Raw genomic sequence first — 18,885 nt, forward strand, 5'->3', positions numbered from 1 at the left:
TCCCTGCTCGTCAACGGGTGCTCAGCGGAGGTCGGCGTCCGGGATCCAGTTGCCGTGAATCCCGGACGGCACCCGGCGGGGCAGTTCGACGGCGGCGACGGTGTCGAGGTTCGAGGCGTCGATGACCAGCAGTTGCGAAGCGTCCGCCCGGGTGTCACTGACGAGGGTGAGCAGGTAGCCGTCATCCTCGCGGGTGCCGCCCTGCGCCGGCACGAACACCGCCTCGCCGGGCATGCGGCGGTCGCCCATCCGCGACACGGTCGTCTGGCCGGTGGCGGAGTCCAGCTTGACGACGGCGTACTCGTCGAGGCCGCCGCCCGGGAAGGCCATGGCGTAGCTGAAGCGGTGGGCTCGGCCGAGGAACTCCTCGTTGATGGTGGGGAACTCGGTGACCAGGTCGTCGACGACGGCTTCGCTCGACTTGCCGGTGGCGAGATCGAGGATCCAGCGGGTGTGCACCGCGCCGCCGTTCGGGGTGCCCAGGTGGCCGGGCGCACCGATGCTGAACTTGTCGGTTACCTCCCAGGCACTGCGGTCGTAGCGCGGGCCTTCGATGACGATGTTGCCGGCGGCATCTTCGTAGGCGTTGCCCACGTGCAGCAGCGCCCCGGCCTCGACCTCGAACCAGGTGACCTCGGTCGAGCCGGTGCGGGGCATGACTCCGATGCGCGGGGTGTAACTGTCGCTCCACGAGAACGGCAGTCCCGGGTTGGTGTGGTCGAAGACGAGCGACATGTCCAGCCACACGACGTGGTTCGTGGTCAGGCCGAAGTCGTGTTGCAGCGTCGGACCGGTGGTGGGGACTCCCACGGCGCGCACGATCTCGCCCGAGCGGTCCGCGACGTAGTAGGTGATGTGCGGCGGGTACGGCGACCAGGAGAAGAAGTGCAGCTCGCCGGTGACTGGGCATTCCTTCGGGTGCGCGGTCATGGCGGTCCGCAGTTTGCCGCCGAAGTCGTAGGGGCCGACGGTGCCGAGGTCTCTGGTCATCTCGAACGGCAGGTTCTGCTCCTGCAGGGCCAGGATGCGGCCACCGTGTTCGATGATGTTGGTGCCGGCGACACTCGCGGTCAGGTCGATGCTGCCGTCCGGGCGGCGGTAAGGGGCGCCGTCCAGGGCCGGGGTCTTCACCCAGGAGTTGCGGTACCACTCGGCCTGCCCGGCACGCAGCCGAACGCCGTGGATCATGCCGGATCCGGCGAACCAGTTCGAGGGGACGACCCCGGGCAGCGGGTTGTGGCTGTTGCGGAAGTAGCGGCCGTCGAGTTCGCGCGGCAGGGTGCCGTGCACGGTCAGCGACGTCGCGCTGATCTCGTCGACGACGGGCTCGAAGTGTGCGTGCAGGTACGGCTTTGCGCTGCTGCCGAGGGACGAGGCGGTGGTGCTGGACATGGCGATTCTCCTTGCGGTGAGTGCGGGACGGTGAGTCAGTGGGAGGGCCGCGGCTGCCGTGGCCGCACCGCCGACAGGGCGGCGGCTAGCAATGCGACGGCTGCGGCGCTGAGCAGGGCGGCGCGATAACCCGCGGCGAGGGCCTCGACCGGGGGAAGGTGGTCCAATGCGGTGGTCCGGGCCGCGGCGATCGCGAGCATCACCGCCAGGCCCACCGCGCCGCCGACCTGGCGGGTGGTGTTGATCAAGCCGCCGGCCACACCGAGGTCGCCCGCGGCCACCCCGGTCGTCGCCGCGGCGGTGAGCTGGACGAACGCGGCACCAATGCCGAGACCGATCAACAGCGACGGGCCCAGCAGCGTACGCAGAAAGGTGCCGTCAGTCCCCGCGGTGCCGAGCCACGCGAGGCCGCCGGCGAGCAGCACCAGCGCGCCGGCCGTGGTCGCCGTGGCCCCTGTTCGGGCGACGACGTGCCGGGTGAGCTGGGCGGCGACGATGTTTGCCAGGGCGAGCGGCAACTGGGTGACGCCGGACTGCAGCGGCGACCAGCCGAGGACCTGCTGCTGATAGAGCGGGAGCACCACGAACAGTCCGACCCACACCATGCCCAGCAGCGTCATGGCGAAGTTGGCCCGGGTGAGGTCGCGGTTGGCGAACAGCCGCAGGGGCAGCAGCGGCGCAGGCTGCCGCCGTTCCACGACGACGAAGGCCGCGAGCAGGGCGGCTGCGCCCAGCACGAGCAGTGCGGTGGTCGCGGTGAGCCAGCCGTTCGTGCCGCCTTGCACCACGGCGTAGGTAGCCAGCACCAGCCCGGCCGTCACCAGCGCGGCGCCGCCGGCGTCGAGAGAACGGCGGGTGCGCGGCGGATCTGCCGGTAGCACCCGCAGCGCCGGCAGCAAAGCGGCGACAGCGAGGGGTACGCCGGCCAGGAAGACCCAGCGCCACCCGAGGGAATCCGTCAGCAGGCCGCCGAGCAGGACCCCCGCCGCGCCACCGGCCGCCGACACCCCACCCCAGACAGCCAGTGCCCGGCCGCGTTCCTCGCGACCGGGGTGCAATCGCAGCAGAAGGGCCAGCGCCGCCGGGGACAGGACAGCCGCGCCGACACCCTGCCCGGCCCGTGCCGCCAGCAGCACTCCGGCTGTCGGAGCAAGTCCCGCAACGATGCTGGAGACGAGGAAGACACCGAGGCCGATGACGTACGTGCGCCGCTGGCCGAGGACGTCGGCGAGGCGCCCGCCAAGCAGCAGGAGGGCGCCGAACGCGAGGACGTACGCGTTGACGACCCAGGTCAGTGCCGCGGGGCCGAGTCCCAGCCCATCCCGCACCGACGGCAGTGCGACGTTGACGATCGAGGTCGACAACAGGACGAGGAACTGAGCGGTGGCGAGGACCGCGACGGCTCGGGGGTGTCGGGCCGTGACTCCCGGGGCGGGGACGCTCGTAGCGAGGGACATGCCGAGCAGTCTTCGATCGACCGGTGCTCAGTTTCCAGGTTCTCAGGTGTCCACGATGGTTCACTACTGCTCAGCGGGAGTTACCTCGGGCGGTAGTTGACGTTGGGAATGATCAGCCCGGTGAGCTCCCCGTCGTCGACCTCCCAGCCCCGCTTGATCGCTTGCGCGGGTATCTGCGTGGCACCCTTCGGCACCAGGTTGTCGTCGACCTCGTACACCCACATGCGGCCCGGGCCCGCGGATGCCGCCGACTCGATGAGTTGGTCCGGCACGTCGATGCCTGCCGTTTCCGCCGCGGCCATTGCCCGCACCTTGAGCTGCAGGAGAGGCGTGACTGTCTGCCAGTCGAGGGCGACCGACAGCGCGAGAGCTTGCTGATAGGCGTCGGCCGCATCCGTGAATCGCTCGGCGGCACGCTGCACGAGTGCCACCTTCGTGAGGACGACCAGCTGCCCTTGGACGTCATCCAGCTCGCCATAAAGGGCGAGGGCCTGGTGGAAGCAGTGCAACGCCTCGTCCTGGTCACCCGCCTCGCGGTAGGCCTCACCCGCATCCGACAACGCCGCGGCAGTGTCGGCGGGACCGGTCCGGCGAGCCTGCTCGACGGCGCGTTCCACGGCTTTGCGTTCACGTCTGCGCACAGATCTCCTTCGGCGGGAATCAAGGTCCAGTGTGGATGAACGGCGCCCAGTCGACCGGGTGACCAGTTCGGCGGAGCTCAGTCAGAGTGTGGTGCAGGGCCGTTGCGGCATGCTCGGCGTCCGGTCGGCCGCCTGCGATCAGCTGTCGGTACACCGCGGTGGCGACATCGGCGGCGTGATGGTCCTGAATGTGCCATTGGGTGGCGATGACATGCCGGTAACCGGCCAGCTGGAGGACTGCCGGAAGGTGCAGGGCCTCGTCGGTGAGCGACCCGCTGCCCAGCATCGTGATGCACGCCGACAGGTAGGCCAGTTCAGCATGCTCCGGCCGCAGGTCGACAAGATCCAGCACGGTGAGCGGTCCGTCGGGCAGCAGCACGCCGGTGCGGGTGGGCTGCTCCGGCTGCGGCCGAGTGTGACCGGCGAGATGCAGCCACGAGTGTTCGTGCATCGCCGCCCGTACGGCTGCCCGGGTCACGTGCGCACCGGTGTGGATGGTGAGCTGGTCGGGTGGCAGGAGCTGGCGGAGACTGTCGAGCTCCCGCCCTACCTCGGGCAGCGGCGGCTGGCCGGGCAGGTGGTCCGCGCCGACAGCCAGCATCCGGGGCGGGCAGGTGGGGCGGGGCAACCGGGCGCGGGTCAGATCAGTCAGGCTGGTGACGTACGAAGGAATGACCCGGTCCGGCAGGTAGTCGCCGGGCACCCCGGCCGCATGCAGGGGCAGAAAGGTCAGCGCTCCGGTCGGGCACCACCACAGCCGGGGCCACGGCTGCCCGTCCGTGGGTGGCCCGGTGATCTCCAACGCGGCGAGCACCGGGAGGGCGACTGCCTCCCACAGCCAGGCGAGGGTGTCGGTCAGCGCGTGCCGGAACCGTTCGCGGGTCAGATAGCCGCCTGGACCGACAGCCTGGGCGGCGTAGGACATCGCCTCCAGGTAGGTGTTGGTCCGCTCGATCAGGTTGTCGAGGTGCAGCGGCACCACCGTGACCCGGTCGGTGACGATCAGCGCGTGGGCGCCCTGCGAAGACTCGTTGACCACCACGACTGGGCCGTTGGCGGCGGCTTCGCGGAGCCGAGCGAACGGCATCGGCGCGAGAAAGTCGGCATACCCGGGCAGCGCGCGGATCTCGGCCAGCGTGTCGTCCCAGACCCGGCCGAGCCGGATGCGTTCCTCGCCGTCGGTGCCCTCGTTGTCCAGGCCCGCACTGGCGACCTGCAGGCGCCCCGCCTGCTCCGGTGCCACTTCGGCGAGTCGGCTCAGGTCCGCCCGCAGGCGCAGCGACTGTCCCCACAGCACGCATCGGCCCCGCTCCAGCAGCTCTACCGCCGCTTCGGGACGACCGAGGTTGACCGCCGCCGAGCAGGCTTCTCGGGCGACATCGCGGACATCCTGCAGCGCCTGCTCCCGGGTCGTCAGGTCCAGCCCGTGCCAGGCCGTCAGGGGCAGCAGCTCCACCGCCGTACGCCAGCCGGCCAACGCCGCATCCGCATCGCCGGTCAGGGCGGCCAAGGTCACCGCGGCGGTGATCCTGGTCGCCGGCCGTGCGGTGGGCAGATCAGCGAGGCGGCGGCGCGTGGCGATCGCCTCCTCGAGGGCCGCGTCGTCCCGGTGGTGCCGATGCTGGTCGAGCAGGACGTTGCCGAGCAGCGCCAGATGTCGGCCCAGCGCCGGATGCCCCGCCGGGGTACGGGCCACCGCGCGGCGAGCGGCATCCGCCGCCTCGGCCAGGTCGCCGGGGTCGTGTGCCGCCGCCCACCGCAGGCTGAGTGCCAGGCCGAGATTCGACAGCTGGATCGCCCGCCGATCATCGGGTTCGCCGGGCGCCCCGACTGCGATCCGGGCGTGCTCGATCGACGTCGCCAGGTCGGCATCCGCTGCGCTGTCCTCATGGCGGGACAGGTGCAGGATGCTCAGGTTCGAGTGCAGGATGGCGGTATGTGGGCTGTTCGGCGGCAGGCCGCCTACAGCCGCCTGGGCTGCCGCCAGCGCCGAACTCAGATCGCCCGGCTCCCGGGTGTGCCGGTGCCGCAGGCGCAGGGTCATCGAGAGGTTCGCCATGCGGCCGGGCCACTGCGGATGGTCCAGTGCGGTCCGGTTCACCGCGTGTCTGAGGTGCCGCAGCGAGTCGTCGAGATCCACGAGTCGGCCCGACCACTCGTACCGGGTGGCTAGCGCATTGCCCATCGCGTCCAGGAGATCCGGCGTCGGTGATCCTGCTGCGGTGAGCTCCCGCAGCACGGCGATGGCCTCGTCCACATCGGCCCAGGTTGCCCGCCGGTGTGCGCGGTTGATCAGCCGTTGCTGGAGCAGCTCGCCCGCAGCGAACCAGACCGGATCGAGCCGAGGAGCCGACCCGTAGGCGGCGCGGGCGGCGTCGATCGCCTCGTCGGCCGTTGCCGGGTCGCCGTCCCACCACAGCACCGCAGGCAGTGGTGACGCATCCGAGCCCGCGCGGTGCCGTCGCCACCGTCCGCGCACCGCGCCATTATGGCATCGATCGGCGGCCTGGAATCATGGCGAGCAACCGGGACCGCTCGAAAGGAGTCCACTGTGCCGGAACCGGAACAGGACGTACCCCATTGCCGCACCACCGCTTTCGAGTGGACCGAGCGGGCGTTTCACCTCGTGGCTGCGGGGACGGTCGTGGTCCGTACCGTGGAGGTCGGGGGTGTGGTGTCGGCAGAGCTGTCCGGACCTTGCCCTAGGTGCGGTCATCACCTCATTGACCGCCAGGTGGGCAGCGCGGTCACCGAGGTGCGCGGCGCGGCGGGTGTCGGCGCCGGACCGCGCTCTGTGGTGTTGGACGTGAGTTGCGGCTGCGGCCGGCCCCACCCCAACGCACCCGAACAGGTGACCGGGTGCGGCGTGGCGTTCCGAGTGCAGCTCACCATGGACGAGGAGCCGGCGTGACCTACCGGCCGACGTTGCCCGACAAGCCGCCGACCCCCGCGGACCTGGCCGAGCGGGACGACTTTCAGCAGCTGGTCCGCGAATCGTTGCCGCGGGTGCAGGCCAGCGCCGAGAAGTGGCGGACCGGTCTGGCCGCATTCATCACCCTGGTCACCACCGGACTCGTGATCAAGGGTCGCGACGTGACCAGCGCGGTGCCGACCGGTTGGCGGATCGCGATCACCGCGTGTGTGGCGATCGGACTGGCGTGCAGCGTGGTCGGCCTGTGGCAAGCGCTGGCAGCCCAGGCCGGCGGCAGGTTCCTGTCGCTCACCCTGGCCGACATCCGCCGCGATCACGGTTCGGTGCAGGCGTTTCGGGTAGCCACCGCTGTCCGGGCCGCGCACCGCCTCGATGTCGCCCGGCGCGCCGTCTGCGCGGGACTGCTGTTCCTGCTGACCGGGGTGGGCCTGTCCTGGTGGGCGCCGCCGGCACCCACCAAGCCGCCGGCGTTCCTGCGGGTAGAACAGGGGAGCGAGACGACGTGCGGCGCGCTGGCCTCCGGCGACGGGCAGCGGCTGCGACTCAAGGTCACCGGCCGCGCCGAGCCCGTCGACATTCCGTACGCCTCGATCACCAACACCGCCGTGGTCGCCGCCTGCTGAGTGTCAGCGTGCGGTGCCCACGACGGAGGTGAAAACCGTGTCCAGGACCTTGTCGGGCAGGAGGCGATAGACCACGCTGGTCAGCCGCGAGTCGCGGCCCACGCGATACCGCGACTTCGGGCTGCGAGCGGTGAGCGCGTCCGCGACGGCGGCCGCGAAGCTTTCCGGCCGGGTGGCACTCGCCTGCGCGCGCCGGTCGTTGCCCGCCAGGAACCGCAGAAATGACTCGCGGTACAGGTTGGCGACCGCCGCCGGTGCACCCTCGAGCGTCTGGTTGCCCACCTCGGACACCTTTCCCCAGATCGGCGTCTTGATCGCACCCGGCTGCACCACGACGACGTGCACGCCGAAGGGGCGCAACTCCCGCCGGAGGGAATCGCTGTAGCCCTCCTTGGCGAACTGCGACGCGGCATAGGCGCCCAGGTACGGGCTGGCGACCCGGCCGAGCCCGGAGCTGACGTTCACGATCCGCCCGCGGGCCGTACGGGTCAGCGGCAAGAACGCCCGGATCATCGCGTGGTGACCGATCAGGTTGGTCTCCAGCTGCTGGCGAAGCTGCTCCGGCGCCACACATTCCAGCGGGGCGGAAACGCAGATGCCGGCATTGTTGATCAGGCCCCACACGCCCCGGTCGCCGACCTCGGCCGTCACCAGTGCCAGGGCCTGCGCGATGGACTCCTCGCTGGTCACATCGAGCATGATCGGGTGCAGTCGGGGTGACGCCGCGGCCCGGAGCGCGTCGGCGTCGGCCGGCCGACGGACACCGGCGAAGACGCGGAAGCCGAGCTGATCCAGCTGGCGGGCGCAGGCGAGACCCAGCCCGCTGGAAGCGCCGGACACGACGACCGCACGGCCCTGCCCGGCGAGCTGCTCAGACAACAGAGGTCCTTTCTCGAGGCGAGTCCGCCGGGAGAGCGGACAGCAAGGTGGTGACGCAGGCGTCCGCGAGCCGCTCGGCGCGGTCCCGGGGCACGATGCCGTCGATGTAGGTGAAATTCCAGAACAGGTGGCCGTGGGTGGTGTTCACGGTGGCGACGAAGGAGCCGGACACGGAGATGCCGGCGATGAACTGCGCGCCGGACAACCGCCACGGGCCGAGCTCGTCCGGGAAGTCGTGGCGGCCGAGGTTGGACAGGCACAGGTTGCCCGGTCCTTGCCGTTCGACCCGGCGGACGAACGGCATACTGCTGGCGACGCTGGCCGGTCCGGCCCAGCGCAGCAGGCTGATCATGGCGAGATGCTCGCCGCGTCGGCGGCGTCGGGCGACGTCTCGGCTGACGGCCCGGGCCGCCGGCCACAGCGCTGCCCCCGGCTGGTAGCCGACGAGCGAGGGGACCGTCGCCACGTAGGCACCTGCCTCATCCGATTCCACCGGGGGAGTCAGGTCACGCCGGAAGTCAATCGGCGAACCGACGATGACGTGCCCGCCTCGGCCGGGGCGGCCCTCCTCGGCGACGGCGGCTGCCATGGCCGCGGCGAGCGCACCGTGCACGGTCGTTGCCTCGCGCCGGCAGGCTTCGGCGAGCGCGTCGACCTGCGCCGGGGACAGCGACCGGTGGAGGAATCCGGTGCGCCGGTCACCGTACGGCACCGGGGTGCTGGCCGTGAGCCGCCGCGGCCGCCACCGCCACCGCGCGAGCTGGTCGCGCAGTTGAGCGGCGACGATGGCGAGAGCGCCGCGCTGGCGGTGCGGAAACATGTCCTCCGGAGCGGGCAGGCTCCGTAACGGGCCCGGTGACGTCGCGCCGGAGCGGTTGTCGTCGGCGATTCGGATCCACTGCTGAAGCAGCGCCAGTGCGGTCGTGCCGTCCGCGATGCAGTGCGCGGCCGTCAGGATGAGGTCCTGCACCGCGTTGCCATAGTCGATGATCACGGCGCGCAGCAGGGGCCCCGTGCCCACGTCGAGCCGGTCGACGAGCTCCCGGTCGTTGATTTCCCGTTGCCAGCTCGTGTCGGCGTCGGACGCGGTGACCCGGCGCAGCGCGATCGGGGCGCCGCACGGCACGAAGGCCACGCCTTGGCCGTCCTCGACGATCGCCACCTGCAGCAGCGGGTGCCGGGCCTGCAGACCGTCGAGCGAACGCCGCGCCAACTCCGGCGGGAACTCGCCGCGCAGCCGCACCCGGGCGACGACGTGCAGCGGGGAGATCTGGTCGGCGATCCAATACCAGCGTTCGAGCGGGCTCAACGCTCTCATGCGCTGCCACCGCCCGGGAACGTCAGGACAGCCGCGTTCTGCCGGTACAACACGGGACCGGGCACCCAGCGGAAGTACGCGTCCCGCAGGCGCCTCGCCAGGGGGCGCTCCGCCTGCTCGATCAGGCTGACCGCGCGGGACGTCTGGACCAGTTGGCGGGTCCGTGCCCGGCGGGTGCGCTCGTACCGGCGCAGCGCCAGCGGGACGTCCGCGGCGGCGACTCCGGCGAGGCTGCGGGCCAGCACGACCGCGTCTTCCATGGCGCTGCCCGCGCCCTGGCCGAGGCTGGTCAGCATCGGGTGGGCGGCATCGCCGAGCAGGGTGACCGGGCCGGCTCCCCACCTGGCGAGGAAGGGCCGGTCCTGGGCGGGGACGCTGATGATCGCCTCGGCGGGCGTGACCCGGATGACCTCGCCGACCTCGTCGGCCCAATCCGCGTACGCTCGCTCGATCTCGGCCTTGTCGCCCTGCCAGCCGCGGGCCGCCGCGGCCGACATGTTCTTCGTGCCCCACCAGTAGGCCCGGCCGTGGCCGATGTCGATGAGGCCGAACCGTTGGCCGGCCCCCCAATAGTGGCGGACCGCCCCGGCGGGCAGCCGGTCGTGGCGGAACGGCACGACGGCCAGCCAGCACACGTAGCCGGGTTCGCGCAGTGGTGTGGGACCGGAGATCCGACTGCGGACCACCGAGTGGAGACCGTCAGCGCCGATGAGTGCGTCGCCGTGCGTTTCGCGGCCGTCCGCGAACGTGACGCGAACGCCGCTGGCGGTGGTCTCGACGTCGGTCACCGTGGCGGCCAGCTCGACCGGCTGTCCGTCGAGGCCCGCCAGCAACGCCTGCTGCAGTTCGGTACGGCCGATGTTGATGCTCGGCGCGCCGAGCCGGTCCCCGATCTCCTTCAACGGCAGCGTCCGGATCTCTCGCCCGTCGCGGGTCAGGAACTCGAACGACTCGATGGCCTGGCCGTGCCGCTCCAACTGCAGGTCGATGCCGAGGGTGGCGAGAGCGGACACCGCATTGCTCATGATCGACAGTCCGGAGCCGGCTGCGGCAAGCTCGGGGGCACGTTCGTAGATCGCCACGTCGACGCCGACCCGGCGCAACGCGACCGCCGCCGTCAACCCGCCGATCCCGGCACCGACGATGATCACCCGGGGCTGGTGCGCGGTCATCGCGAGCTCCATTCGGCGCAGGTGAGATCACGGATGCGTCCGGCGACCGTGGTGATGTGCGGCGGTTCCATCATCTGCAGGTGGTCGCCGGGGACGTCCACCACCTCGACGTGGCCGGTCGTCCAGGTCGACCAGCCGTTCGTCGGGTCGAGGTGCATGCTGCCGACCGCGGAATGGGCGGGCGCGAGCACCGCGGGCAGCGGAGCACTGGCCCGCAGCAGCGTGAGGTCCTGGTCGACCGGAGCCGGCCGGTAGCTGAGCAGCGCCTGCCAGTTGGCCTCGAACACCCCGAACAGGCGGCGCACGTGGGCGGCCGAGCATTCGGCTGGTAGGACACCGGCGTCGACTGCGTGCCGCAGAATGACCTCGAAAGCCTCATCGTCGGTGAGTCCCCGCGGGAAGGTGGCCGTCGCGGCGGCGCCACCGCGTTCGAGCCACAGCAGCTCCCACAGAAACCACTCGAAGAGCAGGTCCCGGTCCACTGCGGGCGGTCCGTCGGCCGTAGGGATGATCGTGTCGAGCAGGATCAGGTTTGCTACTTCCGCGCCCGCAGCCCGCAGCTGCCGGGCCATCTCGAACGCGGCGAACCCACCGAACGACCAGCCACCCAGCGTGTACGGGCCGTCCGGCTGCACTCGCCGAATCGCCTCCAGATAGCTGCGCGCCAGGGTGGGCAGGTCGCGCAGCGGCTCGGTGCCCGGCTCCGTTCCGGCGGCCTGCAGGGCGTACACCGGCTGGTCCGCGGGCAGCGCCTGGGCCAGCCGTACGTAGCACAGCACGTTGCCGCCGATCGGGTGGACGAGGAAGAGCGGTGGCCGGCTGCCCTCGGTCCGGATCGGCACCAGGGGATCGAAGGGGGAGAGTACGCCGTCGCCCCGCAACCGGCCGGCCAGTTCCGCGATGGTCGGAGCCTGCACGAACGCCGAGAGGGGGACATTCAGGCCGTACCGCTTCTCGATCATGACGACCATCCGCATGGCGCTCAGCGACGTGCCGCCGAGGGCGAAGAAGTCGTCGTGCGCGCCCGGGGTGGGCACCCGGAGCAGGTCGGCGACGAGCTCGGCCACGACGCGCTCACACTCGTCGCGTGGCGGCGTGCGCTGCGCCCCGATGGCCGCGGGTGCCAGCGGAGTCTCCCGCAATCGCGCGTCGTCCCGCTTGCCGCTCGGCGTCCGGGGCAACCGGGGCAGCCAGGCGAACCGGGCCGGCACGAGATGCGCGGGCAGCGTCGCGCGCAGGCGACGCCGCACATCGTCCAGGTCTGCTTGCGCTTCGTCGCCTACCAGGAACGCCACCAGATACGTTTCTTCGTCTCGGCGGCGAGCCACCACAGCCACTTCCCGAATGCCGGGGTGGTGCGCGGCGAGGCCCAGAACGGCCAGCTCGACTTCAGCGGGCTCCACTCGGAAGCCGCGAATCTTGACCTGCGTGTCGGCCCGCTCGAGGCAGACGATGTTGCCATCGGGGAGCCGGCGGCCGAGGTCCCCGGTGCGGTAGAGGCGACCGGCGGGGTGCGTCAGGAAGCGTTCGCGGGTCAGGTCCGGCCGGTCCTCGTAACCCTGCGCGAGGCACACGCCGCCCACATAGATCTCACCGCGCGATCCCTCCGGCACCGGACGCAGTTCCGCGTCGAGCAGGTGCACTTCGGCGGAGTCGATAGCGCGCCCGATCGGCGGCAGCGTCGGAAAGCTGTCCGGGTCGCCGCTCATGGTGAAGGCGGTCACGACGTGCGTTTCGGTCGGACCGTACTGATTCTCCAGCAGCGCACCGGGCAGCGCCCGGCACAACCGGCGGATGTCAGCCGTGACCCGCAACTGTTCGCCGGAGGAGATCAACACCCGCAGCTTGTGCGGGTGCAGTGCCAGGGTCTGCGCCGTCTCGGCGAGGTGCTGAAGCGCCACGTACGGCAGGAAGACCCGCTCGACGCCCTCGCGGTCGAGCAGCCGCAGCAGTGCAGGCATGTCCCGCCGCTCGTCCTCGTGCACCAGGCGCAGGGTTCCGCCGCCGCACAGGGTGGAGAAGATCTCCTGGAATGACACGTCGAAGCTGAGCGGTGCGTACTGCAGTGTGGTGCCGCCGACTGCGCCGCTGGCCCGGCCGTTCTGCCAGGTGATGAGGTTGCCCAGCGCGCGATGGGGCATTGCCACGCCCTTGGGTGCACCGGTGGAGCCGGAGGTGAACAGCACGTAGGCCACGCTGTCCGGTGCGATGGCCGGCAGCGGGGGCTGCTCGTCGGCGGGACCGGCCGCGGTCACCGTCTCCGCACTCAGCACGAGGGCCGGATCGTCGACGAGGTGGGCGTGCCGGTCGTGCGCGATGATCCGGGCCGGCCGGGCCACGCCGACCATGGCGGCGAGGCGCTGCGGCGGATAGCTGACGTCGAGGGGAACACAGGCGGCGCCCGCCTTCGCGATGCCGAGCACCGTGGCGATCAACTCCGGCGAACGGTCCATGGCAACGCCGATCCGCGCGCCCGGCGCGGTGCCCAGTGCGATGAGCCGGTGCGCCACGCGGTCTGCAGCCTCGTCCAGCTCCTCGTAGGACCAGAGGGTTTCGCCGCAGGACAGGGCGACTGCCTGCGGGCTCTGCAGCGCCTGGTCCTCGAACCGGCGCACCACGTCCGCGCCGCCGGTGGCGAGGAACGTGAGGTTGGCGGTCTCGTCGGGCCGGTCGACGATCCGGCGCAGAATCTGCAGGAAGTGCCGCCCGAACAGGTCTGCCTGCGCGGCGGTGACCGTGCGGCCATCGCCGTCGATGCGCAGGCTCAGCCGACCGTTGCGCGGGTCGGTGATCGCGTTGACCAGCAGCGGAAAGTTGGTCCGTTCCCAGATCTCAAAGTCGCACAGCTCGACATCCGTGCCCGCCAGCAGGCCGGTGAGCTGGTGGAAGTGGACGAAGTTGAACGCGGTCTGCAGGTCGGTGTGCATCGCGCTGAGCGGGTACCGCCGGTGGGGGTAGCCGGCGCGTTCGTCGTCGAAGACCGCGCGTACGGTGTCGAGCCAACTGCGCCGGTCGGGGCCGAGCCGGACCGGCACCGTGTTGAGGAACAGCCCGGTGAGCCGCTCGGCATCCGGCTCCTCCGGCCGTCCATGGGTGACCAGTCCGGTCACCACATCCGCTGCGCCGGTCAGCAGCCGCAGGGTGAGGCAATGCGCGGCGAACAGGACCGACTTGACGGCCAACGCGTGGACAGCCGCGAAACGGTGCACCGCGCGGTCGAGCCGCGCCGGCAGGGGCACCCGCCGGGTCACGGGTGCGTCGTCGCCCGGCGCCTCGTACGCCCGGAAGCTCTCGAGCGGCACAGGCGCGACATCCTGCAGGCGGTCCCGCCAAAAACGCTGGGTTGCCTCGTCCGCGAGCGCCTGCTGCTCGGCCCGTACGTAGGCGGCCGGAGCTCCGGAGCAGGCCGCCGCGACCGGTTCGACGGCTGCCCCGATCGCGTGCAGGTAGTCCTGCACCAGCTCGCCCACCAGGGTGGCGACGCTCCAACCGTCCAGGATCGCGTGGTGGAAGCTGACCACCAGGTCGACGCTGGTGGGCCGGACATGTGCCCGGATCAGATGCAGCTCGGGTGACTCGAAGCGGTACCGGTGGTGTCGGCGGGCGGCGATATGCTCGGCAATGACCTCGTTCGCTGCCGGCTCCGAATGCGACCGCAGGTCCTGCACGCCCCAGGTTGCCGCGGGCGCGGGGTGGACGACCTGCAGCGGCTCGGAGAAGTCAGCGAGGTGCAGCGAGGACCGCAGGACGGGATGGCGGGCTACCAGCCGCGCGCAGGCCTGCCGGAAGGCGGCTTCGTCCCAGGCCAGCCGGAGCGTGTAGCGGAAGACGTCGTGATAGACGTCCGAGTTGTCCTGCTCGCGGCTGTGGAAGAGCATGCCGAGCTGAAGCCGGGTCATCGGATAGGCGTCCTGCGCCGCCGACAGCCGCGCCCGATCGATGCCCGCGACGAGCGCGAACGGAGCCAGGGACGGACTGGCCTCCGGTGCCGTGCTGGTGACGCAGGTCGCCAGTTCCGCAATGGTGGGCTGGGCGATGAGGTCGGCCAGGGCGAAGTGCAGTCCGCGCTGGGCAGCCGCGGCACGGATGCGCAGCATCAGGATCGAATCGCCGCCCAAGCCGAAGTAGTTGTCGTGGATTCCCACCGTGCCCGTCGCGAGGACGTCGCGCCAAATGGCGGCGAGCGTGGCCTCCACTTCAGTGCGGGGTGGCGCGTCGGCCTCGGCGCCGTCCAGCGCGGGCGCGGGCAGAGCGCGCCGGTCGGCCTTTCCGTTGGGCGTCAGCGGGACACGGTCGATCCGGACGAAGTATGCCGGGATCATGAAGTCGGGCAGGGTGATGGCGAGCTCGGTGCGTAGGCGCAGCGGATCGATGGCGGTGTCGGCGACGTAGTAGCCCACCAGGTGTCGGCCGCGCGCCGCGGTGTGCCGGTCGACGACGACCGCGCCGGTCACCCCGCTCGTCCGGGCCAGAGCGTTCTGCACCTCGCCGAGCTCGACCCGGTTACCGCGGATCTTGACCTGGTCGTCGAGGCGACCCAGATACTCGACGGTCCCGTCGGCGAGCCAGCGTGCCAGGTCGCCCGTGCGGTACATGCGCTCATCCGGCTGGAAGGGATCGGCGACGAACTTCTCCGCGGTCAGCCCGGGTCGGTCGAGGTAGCCGCGCGCGAGCCCGACGCCGGCGATGCACAGCTCCCCGGCGACCCCGACCGGCTGCGGCTGATCGTCGAGGCCGAGCACATAGAGCCGATGGTTGGCGATGGGCCGGCCGATCGGCACCCGGTGCACCGGCTCGGCCGGGCAGTCGAAGAACGAGACGTCGACGGTCGCCTCAGTCGGACCGTAGAGGTTCACCAGCTGCGGTCTTGCCGCACCTGCGAACACCCGGGAGAACCGCTCCACCAGGGCGGGCGGCAGCGCTTCGCCGCTGCAGAAGACATAACGCAGCGACATCGCTTCCGCCCGCCGCTGCGGCGCGCTCTCCAGAAGATCCAAGAACGGACCAAGCATCGATGGTACGAAGTGGAGCACGGTCACGCCCTGCGTGCCGACAGCGTGCAGGATGCGGTCCGGTTCCTTCTCCGCTCCCGGGGGCAGGAAGGTCACCTGGGCACCCTCGATGGCCCACCAGAACAGCTCCCAGACCGACACGTCGAAGGAGCTCGGCGTCTTCTGCAACACGACGTCGCCCGCAGCGATCGGGTAGCGCTGCTGCATCCACGCCAGCCGGTTCACCACCGAATGATGCTCGATCATGACGCCCTTGGGCCGCCCGGTCGACCCGGAGGTGTAAATCACGTACGCGAGGTGGCGCGCGGTCGCGACGTCCTCCGGCTGGGCCAGCGACGCGATCGCCGGCTGCGTAGCCAGGTCGTCTGCTGTCAGGACCGCCCGGGCGGCGCTGTCGGCCAGGAGGAACTCGATGCGGTCGCTCGGATAGCCCGGGTCGATCGGCACGTAGGCCGCGCCCGCTTTCAGCACGCCCAGCAGCGCGATGATCAGCTGGGGACCACGCTCGATCCGCACGGCGACGCGGTCGTCCGGGCGTACGCCGCGCTTCTGCAGCGACAGCGCCACATCGGCGGCGCGCGCGTCCAGGTCCGCGTAGGTGAGGTCGCTGTCCGTCCCGGTGCCGGCGACCGCGAGGCGATCGGGAGTCCGTGCGGCCTGCTCGGCGATCAAGGCGTGCAGGGTCACATCCGATTGGTACGGCGTCCGGGTGTCGTCGTTGCGCTGGACGAGCCGGTCGAGCTCGTCGTCTGCGATCATCGTCAGCTGTCGGACCGGTGTGTGCGGCTCGTCGGCCGCCCGCCGAATCAGCGTCTCGAGGTGCCCCGCAGCGGCCTCGATGGCGAAGTCCGCGTCGAACACGTCGAGCGCGTAATCCAGGTCGACCCGGACGGCGCCGGTGTCGTCGTACTCCCGGACGTACACCGTCAGCACATCCTGGTCGTGTCCGTGCGCCAGCGTGGTTTTCTCCACCGACAATCCCCGAACCTCGTCCGACCGGGATAGTCGCAGATAGGAAACGGTGACATCGAACAGCCGGTGCGGCCCATCCGTTGCGGCCGGCAACGCCCGCAGGACATCGCCGAGTGCCAGCCGTTCGTGACGTTTCGCGGCGACTGTCGCCGTCACGATCTCCGCCGCGCCAGCAGCCATCGATCGGGCGCCGGGCATCGGAACCCGCAGCGGGAGCATATTGGCGAAATGGCCGACTGTCCGCTTTTCCCGGACATTGTGGCGGTTCAAGTGGGCAATTCCCAACACCACTTCTTCGGTACGGTGCACCCGCGTCAGGTAGGTGGACAGCGCCGCGGTCAGAAAGGCGAAGACGGACGGCTGCTGCCGCCGGATCCGGTCGATCAGGTCGCGTTCCAGGAGGAAACTGTGCCGGGCGCTGCGGCGTGCCCCGGCCTCGCCAGCAGCCGGTCTGCGGATCGGAAACAGTGCCGGACGAACATCGGCTAGCGCGTCGCGGAAGAACTCCCGGTCCCGTTCCCATCGGTCCGATCCCTGGTAGTGCGCGTGGTCTGCCACGTGCTCCAGGTAGGAACCGGAGGTGAGCTCAGCAGCCTGACCGGTCTGCGTGACGTGCGCGTAATCGACCAGGATCTGCTGCAGGAGCTGGTGCGCACCCCAGCCGTCGACGATGATGTGGTGCATCGTCGCGTACAGGTGGGTGACCGCGTCGCTCTCGCGCAGCACGGCCAGCTCATAGAGGCGTCCGCCGGCGAGATCGAGCGGGCGGCGGGCCGCTTCCGCCATCCAGGACTGACATGCGGCAGCGGGATCCGCCGCGGCGGAGAAGTCCCGCACGTCGATCCGGGCCGGTTCGTGCTGCTGCCACTGCACCGGCTCGCCATCCCGCTCACCGCACCGGATGGTGAAGGCATCATTGCGCGCGATGGCCCGTCCGCAACATTCCTGTAGCACCGAGACGTCAATATTTCCCGCCAGCCGGGCGGTCGCCCCGACATTGAACCGGGGGAGTCCGGGAGACTGCGAGCTCGCCACCCAGATGTCGCGCTGGTAGGCGGTCAGGGGAAACAGCGAATCGGCGTTCATGGCATCCTCGGAGCTGGTGAGCCGGTCAGCATAAGTGCGTTTACCTGGGGGAAACGCGACATGTCATCCAGTGGACAGTCAGCTGTGGACAGAACCGGCTCAGGGTGTTGTTCCATCGACGACCCTATGCGCGCCGCAGCGGCGGGGGGAACCCCAGGCATTCATCGATCCCCGTGACAGATCCAACAGCCATTCCGAGTGGCTAGCCGAAGAATATTCACGTAGCGTCTCGCCGCTGCTGCCCGGCGAATCGGGCCCTAGCAGCGACAACGTTCGATCAGGCGCGCGGTGTGCGGTGCCGTGCCGGTGCAGCGCGCTCATTTCGGCCGGCTAAACCCACTGTGATCATGGACATGTCGGGTCGTTTCCCGTCAGCAGTGCCGTGCCGCACCGCCGGTGCCGGGTCGATGCGACAGCCCGCGGCGCAGGCCGCGCAGGCGGTCGCCGTTGGCGATCCGGAAGAAGCCGATCCGGCGCAGTGCCAGCAAACCGGCCGTGGCGGTGCCGTCGCTGAAACCGAGCCGGGTGGTCGCATGCTGGACGCCGAGGGTCGGCGGCAGCGTGAACTGCTCCGGCGTGTCGATGCGGGCCACCCGGACCCGGTCGGCACCGATCCAGACCCGCCGCACGTCGGTGAGCGGCTGTCGGCTCAGGTGGCCGGCGAGTCGTGGAACGATGCCACCCATCCACCTTCGCGCCGACCGCTTCCGCCTGGAAAGCGCGATCCGCGTGACGGCAGCCACTCCCGCGGGCAATTGGGCTCTTGACCATCCCATGTGGATCCTCACCCAAGCGACATAGTCCCCGACTCCCTCATAAGGGGGCGAGGTGGCGGGCGCGCAAAGCCGCAGGTGCAGCCAAATGCCCGCCATCGGCCGCTATCCGGGCGGGCTGGTTGATACCTGGAGTTTAATTGTTAAAACTAGCGCTTAATCGGCGTGCGGGTTTCCGCAGCGCAATTTCCGACATTGAATTCCCGGCGGCGGCGCGTATAGTCCATTGTCATCGCTCATTTACCGCATTCCGAGGTGGGGGACATGGATGATTCGGTGGATGACCGCCGGTACCTCGTCGTCGTGAACGACGAAGAGCAGTACTCGGTGTGGCCGGCCGGTGGGGAGTTGCCGCCCGGATGGCGGTCGGTCGGGATGGCCGGAGACCGCGCGGCCTGCCTGGCGCACATCGACGAGGTGTGGACCGATCTTCGCCCTCGTAGCCTGCGAGAATGGCTTGCCGTGCGGGGCTAGAGCGGGTTCGGCGGGCGGCGACGCGGAGCTCGGTCGGGCGGCGGACGTGCGCCGGATGTGCGCGCCAACCAGCGGTGACTTGTCGTCGGCGTCAGCGTGGGACAGGTGACCTGGGTAGGCCCACCCGCCCCGAAGCTACGACATCATTCGTGCG

The 18,885-nt window shown here is 70.5% G+C and carries 12 protein-coding genes; 3 read left to right on the forward strand and 9 right to left on the reverse strand.

Going from position 1 to position 18,885, the window contains the following annotated elements:
* Nucleotides 1–21: 21 nt before the first annotated feature.
* The 4 genes from ACIA1L_RS30230 to ACIA1L_RS30245 form a co-directional block, all read right to left on the reverse strand.
* Nucleotides 22–1,392: a carotenoid oxygenase family protein gene (locus ACIA1L_RS30230; protein WP_396076423.1), complete on the reverse strand. Its 1,371-nt coding sequence runs from the start codon at nt 1,390–1,392 to the stop codon at nt 22–24.
* Between the two features lie 35 nt (nt 1,393–1,427).
* Complete coding sequence (locus ACIA1L_RS30235) at nt 1,428–2,849, reverse strand: DHA2 family efflux MFS transporter permease subunit (protein ID WP_396076424.1); 1,422 nt, start codon at nt 2,847–2,849, stop codon at nt 1,428–1,430.
* An 80-nt stretch (nt 2,850–2,929) separates the two neighbouring features.
* Nucleotides 2,930–3,490: a tetratricopeptide repeat protein gene (locus ACIA1L_RS30240; protein ID WP_396076425.1), complete on the reverse strand. Its 561-nt coding sequence runs from the start codon at nt 3,488–3,490 to the stop codon at nt 2,930–2,932.
* A 19-nt stretch (nt 3,491–3,509) separates the two neighbouring features.
* Entirely contained in the window at nt 3,510–5,969 is a 2,460-nt protein-coding gene (locus ACIA1L_RS30245; protein WP_396076426.1) for a CHAT domain-containing protein, read from the reverse strand.
* Nucleotides 5,970–6,041: 72 nt separating this feature from the next.
* Between ACIA1L_RS30245 and ACIA1L_RS30250 the strand changes: the two genes are divergently transcribed.
* Together ACIA1L_RS30250 and ACIA1L_RS30255 are read left to right on the forward strand one after the other, a co-directional pair.
* The gene (locus ACIA1L_RS30250; protein WP_396076427.1) at nt 6,042–6,401 is read left to right on the forward strand and encodes a hypothetical protein; all 360 of its coding nucleotides are present in this window, start codon (nt 6,042–6,044) and stop codon (nt 6,399–6,401) included.
* A complete protein-coding gene (locus ACIA1L_RS30255) occupies nt 6,398–7,045 on the forward strand; it encodes a hypothetical protein (protein WP_396076428.1) in 648 nt (215 codons plus the stop codon). The genes ACIA1L_RS30250 and ACIA1L_RS30255 overlap by 4 nt, the downstream gene beginning before the upstream one ends.
* Nucleotides 7,046–7,048: 3 nt before the next feature.
* On the opposite strand, the gene ACIA1L_RS30260 is transcribed toward ACIA1L_RS30255, so the two are convergent.
* From ACIA1L_RS30260 to ACIA1L_RS30280, 5 genes are all read right to left on the reverse strand, one after another.
* Complete coding sequence (locus ACIA1L_RS30260; protein ID WP_396076429.1) at nt 7,049–7,924, reverse strand: SDR family oxidoreductase; 876 nt, start codon at nt 7,922–7,924, stop codon at nt 7,049–7,051.
* Nucleotides 7,917–9,242: a condensation domain-containing protein gene (locus tag ACIA1L_RS30265; RefSeq protein ID WP_396076430.1), complete on the reverse strand. Its 1,326-nt coding sequence runs from the start codon at nt 9,240–9,242 to the stop codon at nt 7,917–7,919. Before ACIA1L_RS30265 ends, ACIA1L_RS30260 begins: the two co-directional genes overlap by 8 nt.
* Nucleotides 9,239–10,414 carry an FAD-dependent monooxygenase gene (locus ACIA1L_RS30270; protein ID WP_396076431.1) on the reverse strand — a complete coding sequence of 392 codons (1,176 nt, stop codon included), beginning with the start codon at nt 10,412–10,414 and terminating at the stop codon, nt 9,239–9,241. Before ACIA1L_RS30270 ends, ACIA1L_RS30265 begins: the two co-directional genes overlap by 4 nt.
* Nucleotides 10,411–17,484, reverse strand: coding sequence for an amino acid adenylation domain-containing protein (locus ACIA1L_RS30275; protein WP_396076432.1), 7,074 nt, complete (start codon nt 17,482–17,484; stop codon nt 10,411–10,413). Before ACIA1L_RS30275 ends, ACIA1L_RS30270 begins: the two co-directional genes overlap by 4 nt.
* 371 nt (nt 17,485–17,855) lie before the next feature.
* The gene (locus ACIA1L_RS30280) at nt 17,856–18,170 is read right to left on the reverse strand and encodes a hypothetical protein (RefSeq protein WP_396076433.1); all 315 of its coding nucleotides are present in this window, start codon (nt 18,168–18,170) and stop codon (nt 17,856–17,858) included.
* A gap of 351 nt (nt 18,171–18,521) precedes the next feature.
* Between ACIA1L_RS30280 and ACIA1L_RS30285 the strand changes: the two genes are divergently transcribed.
* Nucleotides 18,522–18,731, forward strand: a complete 210-nt coding sequence (locus tag ACIA1L_RS30285) for an MbtH family protein (protein ID WP_396076434.1) — start codon at nt 18,522–18,524, stop codon at nt 18,729–18,731.
* The last annotated feature ends 154 nt before the right edge of the window (nt 18,732–18,885 follow it).

Source organism: Actinoplanes sp. NPDC051859, assembly GCF_044452725.1.
GTDB lineage: Bacteria > Actinomycetota > Actinomycetes > Mycobacteriales > Micromonosporaceae > Actinoplanes.